17 protein-coding genes and 1 riboswitch are annotated in these 18,616 nt (G+C 53.3%); of the genes, 8 read left to right on the forward strand and 9 right to left on the reverse strand.

Annotated elements, in window-relative coordinates; all coding sequences use genetic code 11:
- Nucleotides 1-28 precede the first annotated feature (28 nt).
- Nucleotides 29-1,390, forward strand: coding sequence for a prephenate-dependent tRNA uridine(34) hydroxylase TrhP (gene trhP, locus KI228_RS14265; RefSeq protein WP_043000166.1), 1,362 nt, complete (start codon nt 29-31; stop codon nt 1,388-1,390).
- 283 nt (nt 1,391-1,673) lie between these two features.
- Nucleotides 1,674-2,573, forward strand: coding sequence for a lipid kinase YegS (gene yegS / locus KI228_RS14270; RefSeq protein ID WP_043000165.1), 900 nt, complete (start codon nt 1,674-1,676; stop codon nt 2,571-2,573).
- Here the strand turns inward: yegS and fbaB are convergent.
- Nucleotides 2,570-3,622, reverse strand: a complete 1,053-nt coding sequence (gene fbaB / locus KI228_RS14275; RefSeq protein WP_043000164.1) for a class I fructose-bisphosphate aldolase — start codon at nt 3,620-3,622, stop codon at nt 2,570-2,572. The genes yegS and fbaB overlap by 4 nt on opposite strands.
- A gap of 250 nt (nt 3,623-3,872) precedes the next feature.
- On the opposite strand from fbaB, the gene KI228_RS14280 reads away from it, so the two are divergent.
- From KI228_RS14280 to KI228_RS14290, 3 genes are read left to right on the forward strand one after another with little or no spacing between them, the layout of a single operon-like run.
- Nucleotides 3,873-5,144 carry a nucleoside permease gene (locus tag KI228_RS14280; RefSeq protein WP_044258683.1) on the forward strand — a complete coding sequence of 424 codons (1,272 nt, stop codon included), beginning with the start codon at nt 3,873-3,875 and terminating at the stop codon, nt 5,142-5,144.
- On the forward strand, nt 5,141-6,145 hold the full coding sequence (locus tag KI228_RS14285) for an ADP-ribosylglycohydrolase family protein (RefSeq protein ID WP_061069870.1): 1,005 nt from the start codon (nt 5,141-5,143) through the stop codon (nt 6,143-6,145). Before KI228_RS14280 ends, KI228_RS14285 begins: the two co-directional genes overlap by 4 nt.
- Nucleotides 6,142-7,107: a carbohydrate kinase family protein gene (locus KI228_RS14290; RefSeq protein WP_061069869.1), complete on the forward strand. Its 966-nt coding sequence runs from the start codon at nt 6,142-6,144 to the stop codon at nt 7,105-7,107. Before KI228_RS14285 ends, KI228_RS14290 begins: the two co-directional genes overlap by 4 nt.
- Here the strand turns inward: KI228_RS14290 and KI228_RS14295 are convergent.
- From KI228_RS14295 to KI228_RS14310, 4 genes are all read right to left on the reverse strand, one after another.
- Nucleotides 7,081-7,827, reverse strand: coding sequence for a GntR family transcriptional regulator (locus KI228_RS14295; protein WP_043000160.1), 747 nt, complete (start codon nt 7,825-7,827; stop codon nt 7,081-7,083). The two genes, KI228_RS14290 and KI228_RS14295, sit on opposite strands and share 27 nt — an antisense overlap.
- 41 nt (nt 7,828-7,868) lie before the next feature.
- Nucleotides 7,869-8,669 carry a bifunctional hydroxymethylpyrimidine kinase/phosphomethylpyrimidine kinase gene (gene thiD / locus KI228_RS14300; RefSeq protein ID WP_054176013.1) on the reverse strand — a complete coding sequence of 267 codons (801 nt, stop codon included), beginning with the start codon at nt 8,667-8,669 and terminating at the stop codon, nt 7,869-7,871.
- Nucleotides 8,666-9,454, reverse strand: coding sequence for a hydroxyethylthiazole kinase (thiM, locus tag KI228_RS14305; RefSeq protein WP_043000158.1), 789 nt, complete (start codon nt 9,452-9,454; stop codon nt 8,666-8,668). Before thiM ends, thiD begins: the two co-directional genes overlap by 4 nt.
- Before the next feature lie 31 nt (nt 9,455-9,485).
- Nucleotides 9,486-9,583: riboswitch (TPP riboswitch) on the reverse strand.
- A gap of 257 nt (nt 9,584-9,840) precedes the next feature.
- Entirely contained in the window at nt 9,841-10,275 is a 435-nt protein-coding gene (locus KI228_RS14310) for a hypothetical protein (RefSeq protein ID WP_044258744.1), read from the reverse strand.
- Nucleotides 10,276-11,013: 738 nt separating this feature from the next.
- Between KI228_RS14310 and rcnB the strand changes: the two genes are divergently transcribed.
- The gene (gene rcnB / locus KI228_RS14315; protein WP_043000157.1) at nt 11,014-11,340 is read left to right on the forward strand and encodes a Ni(II)/Co(II) efflux transporter accessory subunit RcnB; all 327 of its coding nucleotides are present in this window, start codon (nt 11,014-11,016) and stop codon (nt 11,338-11,340) included.
- A 212-nt stretch (nt 11,341-11,552) separates the two neighbouring features.
- Here rcnB and apbC read toward each other — a convergent pair whose 3' ends face one another.
- Entirely contained in the window at nt 11,553-12,662 is a 1,110-nt protein-coding gene (apbC, locus tag KI228_RS14320; protein ID WP_043000156.1) for an iron-sulfur cluster carrier protein ApbC, read from the reverse strand.
- Nucleotides 12,663-12,827: 165 nt separating this feature from the next.
- Between apbC and metG the strand changes: the two genes are divergently transcribed.
- Together metG and KI228_RS14330 are read left to right on the forward strand one after the other, a co-directional pair.
- Nucleotides 12,828-14,861, forward strand: coding sequence for a methionine--tRNA ligase (gene metG, locus KI228_RS14325; protein WP_061069868.1), 2,034 nt, complete (start codon nt 12,828-12,830; stop codon nt 14,859-14,861).
- A 203-nt stretch (nt 14,862-15,064) separates the two neighbouring features.
- The gene (locus KI228_RS14330; RefSeq protein ID WP_043000154.1) at nt 15,065-15,523 is read left to right on the forward strand and encodes a YehR family lipoprotein; all 459 of its coding nucleotides are present in this window, start codon (nt 15,065-15,067) and stop codon (nt 15,521-15,523) included.
- 44 nt (nt 15,524-15,567) lie between these two features.
- Here KI228_RS14330 and KI228_RS14335 read toward each other — a convergent pair whose 3' ends face one another.
- Genes KI228_RS14335 through KI228_RS14345 form a run of 3 tightly spaced genes read right to left on the reverse strand, consistent with a single transcriptional unit; the run spans nt 15,568 to nt 18,485 of the window.
- The gene (locus KI228_RS14335) at nt 15,568-16,038 is read right to left on the reverse strand and encodes a YehS family protein (RefSeq protein ID WP_043001885.1); all 471 of its coding nucleotides are present in this window, start codon (nt 16,036-16,038) and stop codon (nt 15,568-15,570) included.
- A 46-nt stretch (nt 16,039-16,084) separates the two neighbouring features.
- A complete protein-coding gene (gene btsR / locus KI228_RS14340) occupies nt 16,085-16,804 on the reverse strand; it encodes a two-component system response regulator BtsR (protein WP_141227593.1) in 720 nt (239 codons plus the stop codon).
- Complete coding sequence (locus KI228_RS14345) at nt 16,797-18,485, reverse strand: sensor histidine kinase (protein WP_141227594.1); 1,689 nt, start codon at nt 18,483-18,485, stop codon at nt 16,797-16,799. Before KI228_RS14345 ends, btsR begins: the two co-directional genes overlap by 8 nt.
- Nucleotides 18,486-18,616: the final 131 nt, after the last annotated feature.

The raw sequence follows: 18,616 nt of genomic DNA on the forward strand, positions 1-18,616 counted from the left end.
TCTGACCTGTCATCAGAACGAGAACATTATGTTTAAACCGGAACTCCTTTCCCCGGCGGGAACGCTGAAAAATATGCGTTACGCTTTCGCCTATGGCGCAGATGCCGTCTATGCGGGCCAGCCGCGCTACTCGCTGCGCGTGCGCAATAACGAATTCAACCACGAGAATCTGCAGCGCGGCATTAATGAAGCCCATGAGTTGGGGAAAAAATTCTACGTGGTGGTCAACATCGCCCCGCACAATGCGAAGCTGAAAACCTTTATCCGCGATTTGAAGCCGGTGGTGGAAATGGGTCCGGATGCCCTGATCATGTCCGATCCGGGTCTTATCATGCTGGTACGTGAGAATTTCCCGGAAATGCCGATTCACCTCTCGGTCCAGGCCAACGCCGTGAACTGGGCGACGGTAAAATTCTGGCAATCGATGGGGCTGACCCGTGTGATTCTGTCGCGCGAACTGTCGCTGGAAGAGATTGAAGAGATCCGCAACCAGGTACCGGAGATGGAGATTGAGATCTTCGTTCACGGCGCACTGTGCATGGCCTATTCTGGTCGCTGCCTGCTTTCCGGTTACATCAATAAGCGCGACCCGAACCAGGGCACCTGTACCAACGCCTGCCGCTGGGAATATAACGTACAGGAAGGCAAAGAAGATGTGGTCGGTAATATCGTCCACAAATACGAGCCGATTCCGGTACAAAACGTGGAGCCGACGCTGGGTATCGGCGCGCCAACCGATAAAGTGTTTATGATTGAAGAGGCCCAGCGCCCGGGCGAATACATGACCGCGTTCGAAGACGAGCACGGCACTTACATCATGAACTCGAAAGATCTGCGTGCCATTGCCCACGTTGAACGCCTGACGCAGATGGGCGTGCACTCGCTGAAAATTGAAGGCCGCACCAAATCCTTCTACTACTGCGCGCGTACCGCACAGGTTTATCGTAAAGCGATTGACGACGCCGCTGCCGGTAAGCCGTTTGATCCGCAGTTGTTGGAAACGCTGGAAGGTCTGGCGCACCGTGGTTACACCGAAGGTTTTCTGCGTCGCCACACCCATGACGATTATCAGAACTACGAATACGGTTACTCGGTATCCGAGCGTCAGCAGTTCGTGGGTGAGTTTACCGGTGAGCGCAATGGCGACCTCGCGGCCGTGGCAGTGAAAAATAAATTCTCTGTCGGCGACAGCCTGGAACTGATGACCCCACAGGGCAACGTGAACTTCACGTTAGCGCAGATGGAAAACGCCAAAGGCGAGCCAATGCCAGTGGCGCCGGGGGACGGTTATACCGTATGGATCCCTGTTCCACAGGATCTGATGCTGGATTATGCACTGTTAATGCGCAATTTTTCCGGCGAATCGACGCGAAATCCGCACGCTAAATAGTTAATCAGGGTTATTTTTTCACGCCAGGAGGAATCTTAGAAACCGATCACATACCGCTTCGTTCATTAAGGGTATTATCCGTTTCGCTGAAAAACATAACCCATAAATGCTAGCTGTACCAGGAACCACCTCCTTAGCCTGCGTAATCTCCCTTACGCAGGCTTATTTTTTTGCGGCCTGAATCGTATATTGTGTGCGTATTTTAAGCCTGTTCTGACCTCCCCTTTTCGTTTCTGCTATACACTTTCTTCATAGATTCCAAAAACAAACAGGCAAAAAAGGAATGGATCATTTTCCCTCCAGCGTATTGATTCTGAATGGTAAAAGTGCTGATAACCCCGTACTGCGGGACGCCATTGGGCTGCTCCGTGACGAAGGAGTAGAGATTCACGTTCGCGTTACCTGGGAAAAAGGCGATGCGCAGCGCTATGTCGAAGAGGCTCGTCGTCTGGGCGTTGAAACGGTGATCGCCGGCGGCGGTGACGGCACGATTAACGAAGTATCGACGGCGCTGATCCAGTGTGAGGGGGCCGATATTCCCGCACTGGGCATTCTGCCACTGGGCACCGCCAATGACTTTGCCACCAGCGTCGGGATCCCCGAGGAGTTAGATAAGGCGCTGAAGCTGGCGATTGTCGGTAACGCCATTGAGATTGATATGGCGCAAGTCAACGATAAAACCTGTTTTATCAATATGGCAACCGGTGGTTTTGGTACGCGCATCACCACCGAGACGCCGGAAAAACTGAAAGCGGCGCTGGGCGGCGTGTCATACATCATTCACGGCCTGATGCGCATGGATACGCTAAAACCGGACCGTTGCGAAATCCGTGGTGAGAACTTCCACTGGCAGGGTGATGCGCTGGTGATTGGGATTGGTAATGGGCGTCAGGCTGGCGGCGGTCAGCAGTTGTGTCCGAATGCGTTGATCAACGACGGTTTGCTGCAACTGCGGATTTTCACCGGGGAAGAGATCCTGCCCGCGCTATTTTCCACCCTGAAACCACAGGAGGAAAACCCCAATATCATCGACGGCGCTTCAGCCTGGTTTGATATCCGGGCACCGCATGACATTACCTTTAATCTTGATGGCGAACCGCTGAGCGGACAGGAATTTCATATCGAAATCCTGCCCGCTGCATTGCGGTGTCGACTGCCGCCAGATTGCCCGCTACTGCGTTAAGCAATCGTCACTTTGTTATCGAGATAGACATCCTGCACGGCGTTGATCAATTTCACGCCGTCAGCCATCGATTTTTTGAAAGCTTTACGACCCAGAATCAACCCCATCCCGCCTGCACGTTTGTTGATTACCGCCGTACGTACCGCGTCGCTCAGGTCAGTTTCGCCGCCTGCCGCGCCGCCGGAGTTAATCAACCCGGCACGCCCCATGTAGCAGTTTGCCAGTTGATAGCGCACCAGATCGATCGGGTTCTCTGTGGTCAGTTTGCTGTAGACGCGATCGTCGGTGTAGCCATAATTCACGGCTTTGTATCCGCCGTTATTTTCCGCCATTTTCTGTTTGACGATATCCGCACCAATGGTTGCCGCCAGATGGTTCGCCTGCCCGGTTAAGTCGGCGGAGACGTGGTAATCGACGCCCTCTTTTTTGAACGCGGCATTTCGCAGATAGGCCCACAGTACGGTGACCATACCCAGCTCATGCGCCCGTTCAAAGGCGGCGGAAATCTCTTCAATCTGCCGACGTGACTCTTCTGAACCAAAGTAGATGGTTGCGCCTACGGCCACCGCCCCCAGATTAAACGCTTGCTCTACGCTGGCATACAGCGTCTGGTCGTAGGTATTCGGATAGCTGAGGGTTTCGTTATGGTTGAGTTTCACCAGAAACGGAATGCGATGCGCATAACGACGCGAGACGGAAGCCAGTACGCCATAGGTTGAGGCCACACAGTTACATCCGGCTTCGATCGCCAGTTCAACGATGTTTTTCGGGTCGAAATAGAGCGGGTTGGCGGCAAACGACGCCCCTGCCGAGTGTTCCACTCCCTGATCGACCGGTAAAATGGACAGGTAACCCGTTCCCCCCAGACGCCCGGTGTTATACAACGTCTGCATGTTACGCAGTACCGCAGGCGGACGGTTGTTGTCCACCATCACGCGGTCGACGTAATCATGTCCGGGCAGATAGAGTTGGTCTGAGGGTATGGTCATGCAACGATGCTGTAAGAGGCTGTCGGCGTCTTTGCCAAGCAACTGCGCAATATCAGTCATAGTTATGCTCCCGTAAGTTCCGAATGCGTCGGAATGTGGATTGTCCTGACCCGCGTTTTGCGGGCAGCCATAAGTCTGGTACCGACCGACCATTTTTTCCATCTTTCGGGGATTTTTCAGCGCTATCTGCTGGCACGATTCACTGACGATAAAGTGTTAAGACGGTCAAGGTTTCACCTCAAAGGTATTTTAAAGGTATTATTAAATGGTACTGTCATGACGTACCTTACCTGTCATGAAGGATTTAAAGATGAAAACTACAGTGAAACTGTCGTTCATGATGTTCGTTGAATGGTTTATCTGGGGAGCCTGGTTTGTTCCGCTCTGGCTCTGGTTGAGTAAAAGTGGTTTTACCGCCGGTGAGATTGGCTGGTCTTATGCCTGTACGGCGATCGCCGCAATTCTGTCGCCGATCCTCGTGGGCTCGCTGACCGACCGTTTCTTCTCGGCGCAAAAAGTGCTGGCAGTACTGATGTTCGCCGGTGCGGTACTGATGTATTTTGCCGCTCAGCAGACGACGTTCGGTGGATTCTTCCCGCTGCTGCTGGCCTATTCGCTCACCTATATGCCAACCATTGCGCTGACCAACAGCATCGCGTTTGCTAACGTGCCGGACGTGGAGCGTGACTTCCCGCGCATCCGCGTAATGGGCACCATCGGCTGGATTGCCTCTGGTCTCGCCTGTGGATTCCTGCCACAGATGCTGGGCTATAATGACATCTCGCCAACCAACATCCCGCTGCTGGTGACGGCGGCCAGCTCTGCGCTGCTGGGTGTGTTTGCCTTCTTTCTGCCGGATACCCCGCCGAAAAGCACCGGCAAGATGGACGTCAAAGTCATGCTGGGCCTGGATGCGCTGATCCTGCTGCGTGATAAAAACTTCCTCGTCTTTTTCTTCTGCTCGTTCCTTTTCGCGATGCCACTGGCGTTCTATTACATCTTCGCCAATGGGTATCTGACCGAAGTGGGGATGAAAAACGCCACCGGCTGGATGACCCTCGGTCAGTTCTCCGAAATCTTCTTTATGCTGGCGCTGCCTTTCTTTACGAAACGCTTTGGTATTAAGAAGGTATTGCTACTTGGTCTTATCACCGCGGCGATCCGCTACGGCTTTTTCATCTACGGCAGCGCAGACGAATATTTCACCTATGCCCTGCTGTTCCTCGGTATTTTGCTGCACGGCGTGAGCTATGACTTTTATTACGTGACGGCATACATCTACGTCGATAAAAAAGCGCCAGTGCATATGCGTACCGCCGCACAGGGGTTGATTACGCTCTGCTGTCAGGGCTTCGGCAGCCTGCTGGGCTACCGTCTCGGCGGCGTGATGATGGAAAAAATGTTTGCTTATCCGGAGCCGGTCAATGGCCTGACCTTCAACTGGGCGGGCATGTGGACATTCGGGGCGGTGATGATCGCCGTGATAGCCCTACTATTCATGATTTTCTTTCGCGAATCGGACAAAGAAATTACCGCTATTGAAGTTCGCGAGACTGCGTTGACACAAGGGGAAGTAAAATGAAAGCAGAACGTATTCTCGGTGCTCTTTACGGGCAGGCGTTAGGGGATGCGATGGGTATGCCGTCAGAACTGTGGCCAAGAACCCGCGTCAAAGCACACTTTGGCTGGATTGACCGCTTTCTGCCGGGCCCAAAAGAAAATAATGCGGCCTGTTATTTTGGCCGCGCAGAATTTACCGACGATACCTCAATGGCGCTCTGTCTGGCGGATGCTCTGCTGGAACGCGACGGCGAGATCGACCCGGACCTGATTGGACGGAACATTCTCGACTGGGCGTTGCGCTTTGACGCCTTCAATAAAAACGTTCTCGGGCCGACGTCGAAAATCGCCCTGAACGCGATTCGCGACGGGAAACCGGTAGCAGAACTGGAGAATAACGGCGTCACCAACGGCGCGGCCATGCGCGTATCGCCATTGGGATGCCTGCTGCCCGCCCGCGATCTGGATGCGTTTATTGAGGATATCGCGCTGGCCTCCAGCCCGACGCACAAATCCGATCTGGCTATCGCCGGTGCGGTGGTGGTGGCATGGGCGATTTCACGGGCGATTGAGGGTGATTCCTGGGCCGCAATTGTTGACTCGCTTCCCGCCATCGCCCTGCACGCCCAGCAAAAGCGCATTACTACGTTCAGCGCATCGCTTTGTGCGCGTCTGGAGATGGCGCTGAAAATTGTGCGTAATGCTGACGGAGCCGAAGCGGCCAGCGAACAGTTGTATCAAGTGATTGGCGCCGGAACCAGCACGATAGAATCGGTGGCCTGCGCCATCGCGATGGTCGAACTGGCGCAAACGGATCCCAATCGCTGCGCCATTTTGTGTGCCAACCTCGGCGGCGATACCGATACCATTGGAGCAATGGCAACGGCCATTTGCGGCGCGTTGCAGGGTATAGGTGCCATCAACCCGGTATGGAAACAAGAGCTGGATACGGTCAATCAGCTCGATTTCAGCCGCTATGCGACGGCGCTTGCTCGTCTGCGCCAACGTCGGGAGGCGTCATGAACACTTCACGTTTAGCCGAACTGTTGCCGGGGTTAACGACCCGCCATCCGGTCACGGTTATCGGCGCGGCGGTCATCGATGTCATCGCTGATGCCTATGCCCTGCCCTGGCGCGGGTGTGACATTGAACTCAAACAGCAAGGCGTTAACGTCGGCGGCTGCGCGCTGAACATCGCCGTGGCGCTGAAACGGCTGGGTATTGATGCCGGTAACGCCCTGCCGCTGGGCCAGGGAGTATGGGCGGAGATCATTCGTAACCGGATGGCGAAAGAAGGGTTACACAGCCTCATCAAGACCACACAAGGTGATAACGGCTGGTGCCTTGCGCTGGTCGAACCGGATGGCGAGCGCACGTTTATGTCATTCAGCGGCGTGGAGAACCAGTGGAATACCGACTGGCTGGCCCAGCTCACCATCCCACCTGACAGCCTGATTTATCTTTCGGGCTATCAACTCTCCTCACCCTGCGGCGAGCTGTTGGTGCAGTGGCTGGAAGGGCTGGATCGCGTTATGCCGTTTATCGATTTTGGCCCGCGCATTGGCGATATTCCTGATGCACTGATGTCACGCATTCTGGCTTGTCGCCCTCTGGTGTCGCTCAATCGTCAGGAAGCCGAAATCGCGGCGGAGCGGTTTGGTCTCAGCCAGGATGTGGAAGACTTAGGTGCGCAATGGGTGAAGCAATTTTCTGCGCCGTTAATCGTGCGCCATGACAAAGAAGGCGCCTGGTACTTCAGCGCGCAATCTTCCGGATGCGTACCCGCCTTCCCGACAACGGTCGTTGACACGATTGGCGCCGGTGACAGCCACGCGGGCGGCATGCTGGCCGGGCTGGCGTCGGGCTGGTCGCTGGCGGATGCCGTGCTGCTCGGCAACGCCGTGGCATCGTGGGTGGTAGGACATCGCGGCGGTGACTGTGCGCCGTTTCGCGAGGAGTTACTCCTCGCACACAAAGACGTATAAATCGCTTCGGCAGTAGCTGATGCTGTACTCGATGGGCCGCTGCTGTTGGTCAAGCGCTACCTGTTTGATCACCAGCACCGGCACTTTGCTGTCCATCTGGATATGCGACTGGAATTCAGCATCCGGCATCTTTGCACTCACCCGTGAGCGCGTGCGCTGGGGATGGATATGCTGGCTGCGGAAATAGTCGTACAGCGATATGCCAATTTCATCGGCATCATGAATAAGATGCGCGGGTACCCACGACTCCTCGATAGAAACCGCGTCCTCATCAACGTAGCGGATGCGCTTAAGCAGAAACACATCGCTGCCGGCGGCAATCGCCAGCTGTTGCGCCACCTCTTCCGGACACTTAACCACCCGTTTGTTGACCCATAAGGTGTCCGGTTTTTTCCCGCGCAGCACCACCTGTTGAGAAAACCCACGCGCCTCTTTCAGCGAATATTCAAAGATGTTGTTGATCTGCGTGCCGTAGCCGCGAGCACGCGTCACCACGCCTTCTTCTTCCAGCGCCTGCATCGCTTTGCGCACCGTGATGCGCGAAACGCCCGTTAACTGACTGAGATCGCGTTCGCCAGGCAAAATGTTGCCATGCGCAATCACACCACTGCGCACGGCATTTTTCACCGTTTCGGCAAACTTGATATACAGCGGGGTATTATCCACCGCTGAAATACGTTCGTTCAGTTGCGCGATAAGTTGAGTATGCGCTTGTTCCATGAGTCTTTTTCCTGACAGCCAGTCTGCTGCCAGTATATACGCTACCAATACGCGTGGAAATGATGAACCGGCCCGATGCCGTGTCCAACCTCCAGTGTGTCAGCCTGCGCGAGCGCCGCCGACAGCCAGACTTTCGCCTCCTGCACTGTCCCGGCCCAGTCAGCATGCCGTGGACGCAGCGCGGCCAGCGCCGCAGAGAGCGTACATCCGGTGCCGTGCGTGTTTTTGGTCATCACCCGCGGTGCGGTAAAGCGCTGCTCACCGGTCGCTGTAAAGAGCCAGTCAGGACTTTGTTCATCGTCCAGATGACCGCCTTTCATCAACACTGCGTCACAGCCCATCGCCAGCAACGCCCGCCCCTGTTCCAGCATCTCTTGTTCTGTTCGTGCGTGCGGGCAATCCAGCAGCGCTGCCGCTTCAGGCAGATTGGGCGTAATGAGTGAAACCTGTGGCAACAGTCGCCTGCGCAATGTCTCAACGGCGGAAGTCGACAATAACGGATCGCCACTTTTCGCCAGCATGACTGTGTCGAGTACGACATTCTGCACCTGATGGCGTTCCAGTCGCTCCGCCACCGCCTCAACGATATCGGTTTCCGCCAGCATACCGATTTTGGTGGTATCGATGCGCACATCGCTGAACACCGAATCAAGCTGGGCGGCGACAAAATCCGGTTCAATGCGATACACCGACTGCACGCCGCGTGTATTCTGCGCCACCAGCGCGGTAATTACCGCACAGCCGTAAGCGCCGAGCGCCGAGAAGGTTTTCAGATCGGCCTGAATACCGGCGCCGCCGCTGGGATCGGTACCGGCAATGGTCAGTGCGTTAATCCGCTTCATGCTGCGACCTCCGCATCCAGGGTGTAGAGCGCATCAAGAAAGGCCGGAAGAAAACTGCCGGGTCCGTGACAGATTTTGCTGGCGTGCTGTCCTGCCAGTTTCATCCATCCACAGGCGGACGCGATGTTTTCGATCCGGTTTCCGGGTAGCGCGCAGCTGGCGGCGACCACGGCAGAAAGCGCACAGCCAGTGCCCACGACTTTCGTCATCAGCGGATCGCCGCCGGTGACGCTCAGAGTGCGCTCGCCGTCGGTGATGTAATCCACTTCGCCGGTGACTACCACAACAGCGCCGGTGTGGCGTGCCAGAATCTGCGCCGCCGGCAGAGCCGTTGCAACCGGGTCGGTAGCATCCACTCCACGCCCGCCAGCGCTTTCACCGGCTAACGCCAGGATCTCAGAGGCGTTACCGCGAATGGCAGCCGGTGTTAAGGCAAGGAGTTCTAGGCAGAAACGGCGACGGTATTCAAGCGCGCCTACGGCAACCGGGTCCAGTGTCCATGGAGTTTTGGCGCTGTTTGCCTGCTCAACCGCCGCCCGCATTGCATGTGCACGCGGTTGTGTCAACGTGCCGACGTTGATGAGCAACGCGCTGGCAAGGGCTGCAAACTGGCGAGCTTCTTCGGGCTCAATCACCATCGCCGGAGAAGCCCCCAGCGCCAGTAGCGTATTGGCGGTAAAACTCTGCACGACGTCATTGGTCATACAATGTGTTAACGGAGAAAGGGTACGAAAATCTTGTAAGGTACGAACCGCATGTTCGCGGCTGTGCAGGTCAGGCTGCATGGTTACGCTCCTGCCCGCGCGAAGAAGGGACACGAGCAGTGTCTGACTTCCCTACGCTGGCATTATCCAGATCAGGTGGTACGGGTATTTCTCAGCCCTTCGTGAAAAGGGGCACCCCGAGTCATTAACGAAATTTTTCTGCGTGACGGTCAGGTCACTCGCGTGATGATACCCTCACTGCCCCGATTTGTAACCCTTTCGCTACTCTGCATTTACCTGTTCAGCCTGAACATCAATAGTGAAAGCCGCCACCCGCACGGCGGCAATATCCTCTTATACCGCGTCAACCATTGGTTGGGCATGAGCAACGGCTTGTTGTGCCTGCGCAATATCAGAAGCATCTGCGGAAAAGGACGTTAGCGGAATAAGCGCTAACAGATAATTTCTCATTTCGCCCACCCCAAAAACTGTCTCTGTTCGTTCAGCACGGCTAACCGTCCGTTGGTGTACACGACAAAATAGTGCAACCCTTGTTGATAGACTGTCGCTTTTTCCTCTTTCTCGATAACCGCAGCATGAGCTCCATCAATATCAAGCCCGGTGCTCACCTTTTTAATTTCCATGCCTTCAAAGTGATATATGTTTTTTTTCTTTGCCGCCTGAGCGTGTTGCTTTACCGCTTCACGTGCATTCACATACGCGTTTTGCTCCGCGTTATTGATAATCATCTGTTGATTAGACTGTTCTACCTGATAGCAGACATCACGACTGACGCCTTTGGCTTCACAGCGCGCCAGGCGCTGCTCTTCCGACACACAGCCGGACAGAATACTGACAACCAAAAGCGAAAATACCGCCTTTTTTATAGTTAACTGTTTCATCACTGCCATCACCATCATTAATTAACAAAATAATATCACCCTGCAAAAGCAGCGTGTTTTTATATCACTATTTAGTGCGCAGAATATTTAGGCCGCTTTCATCTGTCAATATAATTTAGGGAAATTAAGATCAAATAACTTAGAGGATGCATGACACCAGGATAAATCCGAAGAAAATAGTTATTCTCCGTCTTCAAATTTGCAATTAATTAACGTAACAAATACAAAAGACTAATGTCATCAAAACGATGATTCTTAATAGCTATTCAGCGTGTTTTCCATGATCTTTATCAATATTGACAATTCAGGAATAATCCATAGTTTTATTTCAATCTGTTTATATGTTGACATTAATTAATTGTTATAGCTAGACAATTCTCAACAACATCGTCTGTAATACGTATTTAAAAATGAGCCTCCGGATAGTGAAGTTAATTATTTTTCATTTTTTCCTGCACACCCTTATTATCAGTGCGGGTTTTATTGCAGGCGTGATGTACGCTGAACGTCTGCATTTTTGCATATGGGGCTAATCCACTGTTAGCCTGTGTTCCGAAAGGCATCGCCCCTCTCCCCGTATTTGGCGATTTTCTTCTATAGTACATGTCAGACTAATAAATTTTACATTTTTTACGAATTTTTCGGGAATCTAACAAACCCGCGCTTGTCAGTTATCATGAAGGCCGGGAAAGATACACGACTGATTTTGAGGGTCCTAACAGTGGAGAGCGTAGAAGTATGAAGAATAAATTGGTGGTAGGCGCGCTGCTGCTCGCATCCAGCGCGGTCTGGGCCGCACCAGCTACAGCCGTCCCCGCGAAGGGGATTGATCAATATGAACTCAGTGGTTTCATCGCCGACTTTACCCACTTCAAGCCTGGCGATACGGTGCCAGAGATGTATCGCACTGACGAGTACACCATCAAACAGTGGAATCTGCGTAATTTACCTGCGCCAGATGCCGGGACACACTGGACCTACATGGGCGGTGCCTATGTGCTGATCAATGACGCTGACGGTAAAATTATTAAAGCTTACGACGGCGAGATTTTCTATCATCGTTGAGGTTCGCCCCCCTCGGGCTGAGGGGGAATCCAACGCTTATTTTATCGTTAAGGTCATCAGGATAACCCCGCACAGACGGTCAGATTTAAGAAGAACGCCCACGTTATTCAGTGGCTCTGCATAACTCAGATAGCGTTATTCAAATTAGATATTCACCACACCGATATAAAATCAATGCGGTGAATAGAAAGAATAAAACCGATTAGCCGAAATCAGACGGCGCGAAAGGCAATTTCGCCGGGGATGACTTCACCCTGCCAGTAAAGCTGTGCGGCAACACGTCCCGCCAGTTCGCGATACATTACGGTGAAATCACTGTCCGGACGGCTGACCACGGTTGGCGTCCCGCGATCGAGATCTTCACGCAGACTAATATGCAACGGCATTTGTCCCAACAGTTGCGTGTGATACTGCTCAGCCAGTTTTTGCGCGCCACCGGTACCAAAGATCGGCTCATGATGACCGCAGTTGCTGCAGATATGCATGCTCATGTTTTCGACAATGCCCAGCACCGGCACCTCGACTTTTTCGAACATGACAATGCCTTTTTTAGCGTCAATCAACGCAATATCCTGCGGCGTGGTCACCACAACGGCCCCCGTGACCGGGATGTTTTGTGCCAGCGTCAGCTGGATATCACCAGTACCCGGCGGCATGTCCAGCACGAGGTAATCCAGATCCGGCCACAGCGTCTCTTGTAGCATCTGCATCAGCGCTTTACTGGCCATCGGCCCACGCCACACCATCGCGTTATCATCAGTGACCAGATAACCGATGGAGTTCGTCGCCAGCCCGTGAGACATGATCGGTGCCATATGGGTACCATCCGGCGAGGTTGGGCGCTGGTTTTCCGCCCCCAGCATAGTTGGGATCGACGGACCATAAATGTCGGCGTCCAGAATCCCTACTTTCGCCCCTTCTGCCGCTAATGCCAGCGCCAGGTTTACCGCAGTCGACGATTTACCGACGCCGCCTTTGCCGGAGCTGACGGCGATAATGTTCTTCACGCCGTTCACGCCCGGCTGATTTTTCACGCGCTTCAGGGTGGCGATGTTGTGAGAAAGCTTCCAGTCGATCGCCTTCGCCCCGGTAATTCGCAGCAGATCAGCGCTACATTGCTCTTTTAACACCTCAAAGGCACTGTGCCAGACGAACGGCATGACCAGTTCAACGTGCAGCGTGTCATCCATCCAGGCGACGTGGTGTAACGCTTTAAGTGTCGTCAGGTTATGCTTCAGGGTGGGGTGCTGAAAATTCGCCAGCGTCCCGGCGACCATGGCGCGCAGGGTTTCTGGTGATTTGGCCTGGGATTGTGCGTTCATCCCGACTCCTTTTTGTTGTTCTGAAAAGGTCAATTGTAGTGAGGTAGTGTACTCCAGCGGTAACAATTATTCATTTGTGGTTTGATGCCCTTAATTCTTGGCGTAGTTATTCCCTTTCAGGTAACATCAGAACCCCCTTTCAACAGAGAAGAAGTAACATCTACTATGACTCAAGTCGCGAAGAAAATTCTGGTAACGTGCGCGCTGCCGTACGCCAACGGCTCAATCCACCTCGGCCATATGCTGGAGCACATCCAGGCTGATGTCTGGGTCCGTTACCAACGAATGCGCGGCAACGAGGTCAACTTCATCTGCGCCGACGACGCCCACGGCACGCCGATCATGCTGAAAGCACAGCAGCTTGGCATCACCCCGGAGCAGATGATTGGTGAAATGAGTCAGGAGCACCAGACGGATTTCGCCGGGTTCAACATCAGCTATGACAACTACCACTCCACGCACAGCGACGAGAACCGGGAGTTGTCTGAGCTCATCTATACCCGTCTGAAAGAGAACGGTTTTATTAAGAACCGCACCATTTCTCAGCTCTACGATCCGGAAAAAGGTATGTTCCTGCCGGATCGTTTTGTGAAAGGCACCTGCCCGAAATGTAAATCACCGGATCAGTATGGCGACAACTGCGAAGTGTGCGGCGCGACCTATAGCCCGACGGAGCTGATCGAGCCGAAGTCTGTGGTCTCTGGCGCGACGCCGGTGATGCGTGACTCCGAACACTTCTTCTTTGACCTGCCCTCGTTCAGCGAAATGCTACAGGCGTGGACCCGTAGCGGCGCGCTGCAGGAGCAGGTGGCGAACAAAATGCAGGAATGGTTTGAATCCGGCCTGCAGCAGTGGGATATCTCCCGCGATGCCCCTTACTTTGGTTTTGAAATCCCGAATGCGCCGGGCAAATATTTCTATGTCTGGCTGGATGCGCCAATCGGCTACATGGGCTCATTCAAAAACCTGTGCGATAAGCGCGGCGATACCGTCAGCTTCGACGAATACTGGAAGAAAGATTCTACTGCCGAACTGTATCACTTCATCGGCAAAGATATCGTCTATTTCCATAGCCTGTTCTGGCCTGCCATGCTGGAAGGCAGCAACTTCCGTAAACCGACGAACCTGTTCGTGCATGGTTATGTCACGGTCAACGGCGCGAAGATGTCCAAATCCCGCGGCACGTTTATTAAGGCCAGCACCTGGCTGAACCATTTTGATGCAGACAGCCTGCGTTACTACTACACTGCGAAGCTCTCTTCGCGCATTGATGATATCGACCTGAATCTGGAAGACTTCGTCCAGCGCGTAAACGCCGATATCGTCAACAAGGTGGTTAACCTCGCCTCCCGTAACGCTGGCTTTATCAACAAACGTTTCGATGGTGTACTGGCGGCTGAACTGGCTGACCCTGCGCTGTATAAAACCTTTACCGATGCAGCGGCTGTGATTGGCGAGGCGTGGGAAAGCCGTGAGTTCGGCAAAGCGATCCGTGAAATCATGGCGCTGGCGGATGTCGCGAACCGCTATGTTGACGAACAGGCGCCGTGGGTGGTGGCGAAACAGGAAGGTCGCGACGCCGATCTGCAGGCGATCTGCTCGATGGGCATCAACCTGTTCCGCGTGCTGATGACGTACCTGAAGCCGGTGCTGCCGACGCTGAGCGAGCGCGTTGAAGCATTCCTGAACAGCGAACTGCGTTGGGATGCTATTGCGCAACCGCTTCTGGGCCATAAGGTCAATACTTTCAAAGCTCTGTATAACCGTATCGATATGAAGCAGGTGGAAGCGCTGGTGGAAGCCTCTAAAGAAGAGGTGAAAGCTATGGCAGCTCCGGTAACCGGCCCACTGGCGGACTTCCCGATTCAGGAAACCATTACCTTTGACGATTTCGCGAAAGTCGATCTGCGCGTAGCGTTGATTGAAAACGCTGAATTCGTTGATGGCTCCGATAAACTGCTGCGCCTGACGCTGGATTTGGGCGGCGAGAAGCGTAACGTCTTCTCCGGCATTCGCTCTGCTTATCCGGACCCGCAGGTGCTGATTGGTCGTCATACGGTCATGGTGGCAAACCTGGCGCCGCGTAAAATGCGCTTTGGCATCTCAGAAGGGATGGTGATGGCCGCAGGTCCTGGCGGGACAGACATCTTCCTGCTGACCCCGGATGAAGGCGCAAAGCCTGGACACCAGGTTAAATAAGCCTCTCTAAAGCGCCGCTCTCACGGCGCTTTTTCTTTTGCGTCATATTAATCCAGGCAATAACTCGCATGATTTCAGATTTTTCAATGATCATTATCAGACATATTCAGTAGCCATTTTCCCCTCTCCTGCCTCATTTCTGGTATACATACCCTGCAAGGTTTATTTTTGAGCAGCAGACGTTTAATAAAATGGAGTTTTACATGAAAGCATTAAATACGTTTTTTTCGGTCGTTTTTGCGTCAGTTCTCGTTTTCTCTCTGGCAGGATGTGGCGACAAGGAAGAAAGCAAAACATTCAAAGCGGACGTCAATGGCACTGAGATCGTAATGACCTATACCTACAAGGGTGACAAAGTCATTAAGCAGACCTCAGAGAACAAAATCAACTACGCCTCTATCGGGGTAAAAACCAAAGAAGATGCGGCGAAAATCCTCGATCCGATCAGCGAAAAATATCAAAACATTCCTGGCGTGGAAGAGAAGCTGACCTATAAGGATGGCTACGCGGAAGAAACCGTTTCTGTTGACATGGAAAAAGTTGACTTTAAAAAGCTGCAGGGCGTGATGGGTACGCAATTCTCGGGTGACCCAAGCAACGGCATTAGCATGAAACAGAGCCAGAAAATGCTGGAAACCGCTGGCTTTAAAGAAGTGAAATAATCAAACGACGACGACCTGGCATCCAGCCGGGTCGTCGCTTTCTATCAGCCTTTATTGCCGTGCAGACGCGCCGTCAATCCGCGCAGGAAATAACGCATAAACTGATCACCACACTCGCGGTAGTTTTTATGATCCGGAGAACGCATCATGGCGGTGATTTCCGGCATTGAAACGCGAACGTTCTGCTGGGTCATAATCGCCTGAATATCATCCGTTTTCAGTGAAAAAGCGATACGCAGCTTTTTCAGCACCGTATTGTTGTTCACCCGACGCTCAAGCGCCAGTTCAGGCGCTGACTCATCTTTGCCACGCTTCTCGTAAATCAGGCCGTTCAGGAATCCGGAGAGGATAATATCCGGGCAGCGGACAAACCCCTCTTCATCTTCCCTGGTCATCCAGGTGTCGAAACCCGCAGAGGTGGATTCCATGTCGGCCAGCGCAAGAATGCGCACCATGTCGTTATTATTGGCTTTCAGGGCGTAGCGCAGGCTACGAAGAATATCGTTACTTAGCATAGAGCCTTCAACTGTCGATAATGCAATGGCGCGCAGTGTATCAGTTTTACAGGCCAATCGCCTCTTTCAAACTTTTCAGATAGCGGCGACTGACCGGAACAGTTAACCCATTACGCAGTATCAGTTCCGCCTGACCGTTATCTTCCAGACGAATTTCCTGTAACTGCGCCATGTTAACCAGATATTGACGATGACAGCGCAGCAATGGCGTGCGGCTTTCCAGCGTTCTGAGCGTCAGTTCAGTAAAGCCTTCTTTGCCGTCGCTGCTGGTGACATAAACACCGCTCATGCGACTGCTGACGAAAGCGACATCATCCATTTGCAGCAGATAGATCCGGCTATGGCCGCTACAGGGGATAAACTTCAGCGACTGTTGGTTTTCCGGCAATACCGATACGTCCTGTTTGCTCCGCTCCTGGCGCAGGCGGCTAAGGGTTTTCTCCAGCCGCGCCTCTTCTATCGGTTTAAGCAGATAATCAAAAGCGTGTTCTTCAAAGGCTTTAATTGCGTATTCGTCAAAAGCGGTCAGAAAAACAATATACGGCCGATGCTCCGGGTCGAGCATACCCACCATTTCCAGCCCGCTGATACGCGGCATTTGAATATCCAGAAACAGCACGTCCGGATGCAGTCGATGCACCGCGCCAATCGCTTCTACGGCGTTGGCGCACTCGCCAACGATCTCGATATCAATTTTTTCCTGTAACAGGATCCGCAGATTTTCCCGCGCTAACGGTTCATCATCCACAATCAGCACTTTAATCATGCGTCTCCTCCAGGGGCAGTCGTAGGGTTATTCGGGTAAAGCAATCCGGTTCGCAGACGACGCTAATACCATAATCATCGCCAAACCGTTCACGCAGGCGTTTATCCACCAGATTCATGCCCAGACCGCTGACGTTCGCGGAGGGCTGATACAACCCGGCGTTATCTTCAATATCCAGCATCAAATACTGCCCTTCCTGACGGGCGGTGATGGACACCTCCCCCGTGCCCAGTAGTTGCGATGTCCCATGCTTAATGGCGTTTTCGACTATGGGTTGCAGGGTGAAGGCTGGCAACTGTTGATGCGCCAGCGCATCCGGCACGTTTAAACTCACCTGCAACCGCGACTGGAATCGCGCTTTCTCAATTTGCAGATAGGCATTCACGTGCTCAATTTCGTCGGCCAGTGTGACGATCTCCGACGGGCGCTTTAAGTTCTTACGGAAAAAGGTAGAGAGATCCTGTACCAGTTGGCTCGCCTGTTCACTGTCGCGACGCGCCACCGCTTTGATGGTGTTGAGCGCATTAAACAGAAAATGCGGATTGACCTGCGCATGCAGCAGCTTAATTTCTGACTGCGTCAACATCGCTTTCTGACGTTCATATTGTCCAGCAAGGATCTGCGCGGAAAGTAGCTGAGCAATCCCCTCACCCAGCGTTCGGTTAATGGAACTGAACAACCGGTTTTTCGCTTCATAGAGTTTGATGGTGCCCATCACCCGTTGGTTTTCTCCGCGTAAGGGAATGACCAGCGTAGAACCGAGCTTGCACTGTGGATGCAGCGAACAGCGATACGGCACTTCGTTACCGTCAGCGTAAACCACCTCGCCCGTCTCGATGGCCCGCAACGTGTAACCGGAGGAGATCGGCCTGCCCGGCAGGTGATGGTCGTCGCCAATCCCGGTAAAGGCTAACAGCCGCTCGCGGTCAGTAATTGCCACCGCGCCGATATCGAGTTCTTTGTACAGCACCTGCGCCACCTTCATGCTGTTCACTTCGTTGAATCCCTGGCGCAAGATCCCCTCGGTGGAGGCCGCCACTTTCAGCGCAGTAGCGGAAAACGCAGAGGTATATTTTTCAAACATCGCCCGCTTGTCGAGCAAAATACGCATAAACAGCGCCGCGCCGACGGTGTTGGTGACCATCATGGGAGCGGCGATATTGCTGACCAGTCGGTAAGCATCGTCAAACGGCCGGGCTATCAGCAAAATGATCAGCATCTGTACCATTTCGGCGACAAATGTGATCGCCCCGGCCGTCAGCGGATTAAAGACTTTATCCGTGCGTCCCCGCCGCGTCAGCACGCTGTGCACCAGGCCACCCAGCAACCCTTCCACGATGGTGGAGATCATACAACTGAGCGCCGTCATGCCGCCCATTGAGTAGCGGTGCAGACCCCCGGTCAGCCCCACCAGTCCACCCACGACCGGCCCGCCAAGCAGACCGCCCATCACCGCGCCAATTGCCCGTGTGTTGGCGATAGAGTCGTCAATATGCAGACCGAAATAGGTGCCGAGGATACAGAAAATGGAGAAGGTTACGTAGCACAGCAGTTTGTGCGGCAAACGAACGGTTACCTGCATCAATGGTATGAATAAACGAGTTTTACTCATCAGCCATGCGATAACCAAGAACACGCACATCTGCTGAAGCAGCAGCAACACCAGATTAAACTCGTACATACCTGCAGACCACACATCAACTAAAACCGCGTAACATACATCGAGTCGCGGGATCTGTCTTTGAACTGTTGCATAAAATGAGTAATTAGTAAGGGATATCACACAAAAAGTACCGGTGTACTGATAAAACC

The organism is Citrobacter amalonaticus, from assembly GCF_018323885.1.
In the GTDB taxonomy this organism is placed as follows: domain Bacteria; phylum Pseudomonadota; class Gammaproteobacteria; order Enterobacterales; family Enterobacteriaceae; genus Citrobacter_A; species Citrobacter_A amalonaticus.

Coding starts and splice junctions, on each gene's coding strand:
- trhP (WP_043000166.1), top strand. CDS start 29: ATGTTTAAACCGGAACTCCTTTCCCCGGCGGGAACGCTGAAAAATATG.
- yegS (WP_043000165.1), top strand. CDS start 1,674: ATGGATCATTTTCCCTCCAGCGTATTGATTCTGAATGGTAAAAGTGCT.
- fbaB (WP_043000164.1), bottom strand. CDS start 3,622: ATGACTGATATTGCGCAGTTGCTTGGCAAAGACGCCGACAGCCTCTTA.
- KI228_RS14280 (WP_044258683.1), top strand. CDS start 3,873: ATGAAAACTACAGTGAAACTGTCGTTCATGATGTTCGTTGAATGGTTT.
- KI228_RS14285 (WP_061069870.1), top strand. CDS start 5,141: ATGAAAGCAGAACGTATTCTCGGTGCTCTTTACGGGCAGGCGTTAGGG.
- KI228_RS14290 (WP_061069869.1), top strand. CDS start 6,142: ATGAACACTTCACGTTTAGCCGAACTGTTGCCGGGGTTAACGACCCGC.
- KI228_RS14295 (WP_043000160.1), bottom strand. CDS start 7,827: ATGGAACAAGCGCATACTCAACTTATCGCGCAACTGAACGAACGTATT.
- thiD (WP_054176013.1), bottom strand. CDS start 8,669: ATGAAGCGGATTAACGCACTGACCATTGCCGGTACCGATCCCAGCGGC.
- thiM (WP_043000158.1), bottom strand. CDS start 9,454: ATGCAGCCTGACCTGCACAGCCGCGAACATGCGGTTCGTACCTTACAA.
- KI228_RS14310 (WP_044258744.1), bottom strand. CDS start 10,275: ATGAAACAGTTAACTATAAAAAAGGCGGTATTTTCGCTTTTGGTTGTC.
- rcnB (WP_043000157.1), top strand. CDS start 11,014: ATGAAGAATAAATTGGTGGTAGGCGCGCTGCTGCTCGCATCCAGCGCG.
- apbC (WP_043000156.1), bottom strand. CDS start 12,662: ATGAACGCACAATCCCAGGCCAAATCACCAGAAACCCTGCGCGCCATG.
- metG (WP_061069868.1), top strand. CDS start 12,828: ATGACTCAAGTCGCGAAGAAAATTCTGGTAACGTGCGCGCTGCCGTAC.
- KI228_RS14330 (WP_043000154.1), top strand. CDS start 15,065: ATGAAAGCATTAAATACGTTTTTTTCGGTCGTTTTTGCGTCAGTTCTC.
- KI228_RS14335 (WP_043001885.1), bottom strand. CDS start 16,038: ATGCTAAGTAACGATATTCTTCGTAGCCTGCGCTACGCCCTGAAAGCC.
- btsR (WP_141227593.1), bottom strand. CDS start 16,804: ATGATTAAAGTGCTGATTGTGGATGATGAACCGTTAGCGCGGGAAAAT.
- KI228_RS14345 (WP_141227594.1), bottom strand. CDS start 18,485: ATGTACGAGTTTAATCTGGTGTTGCTGCTGCTTCAGCAGATGTGCGTG.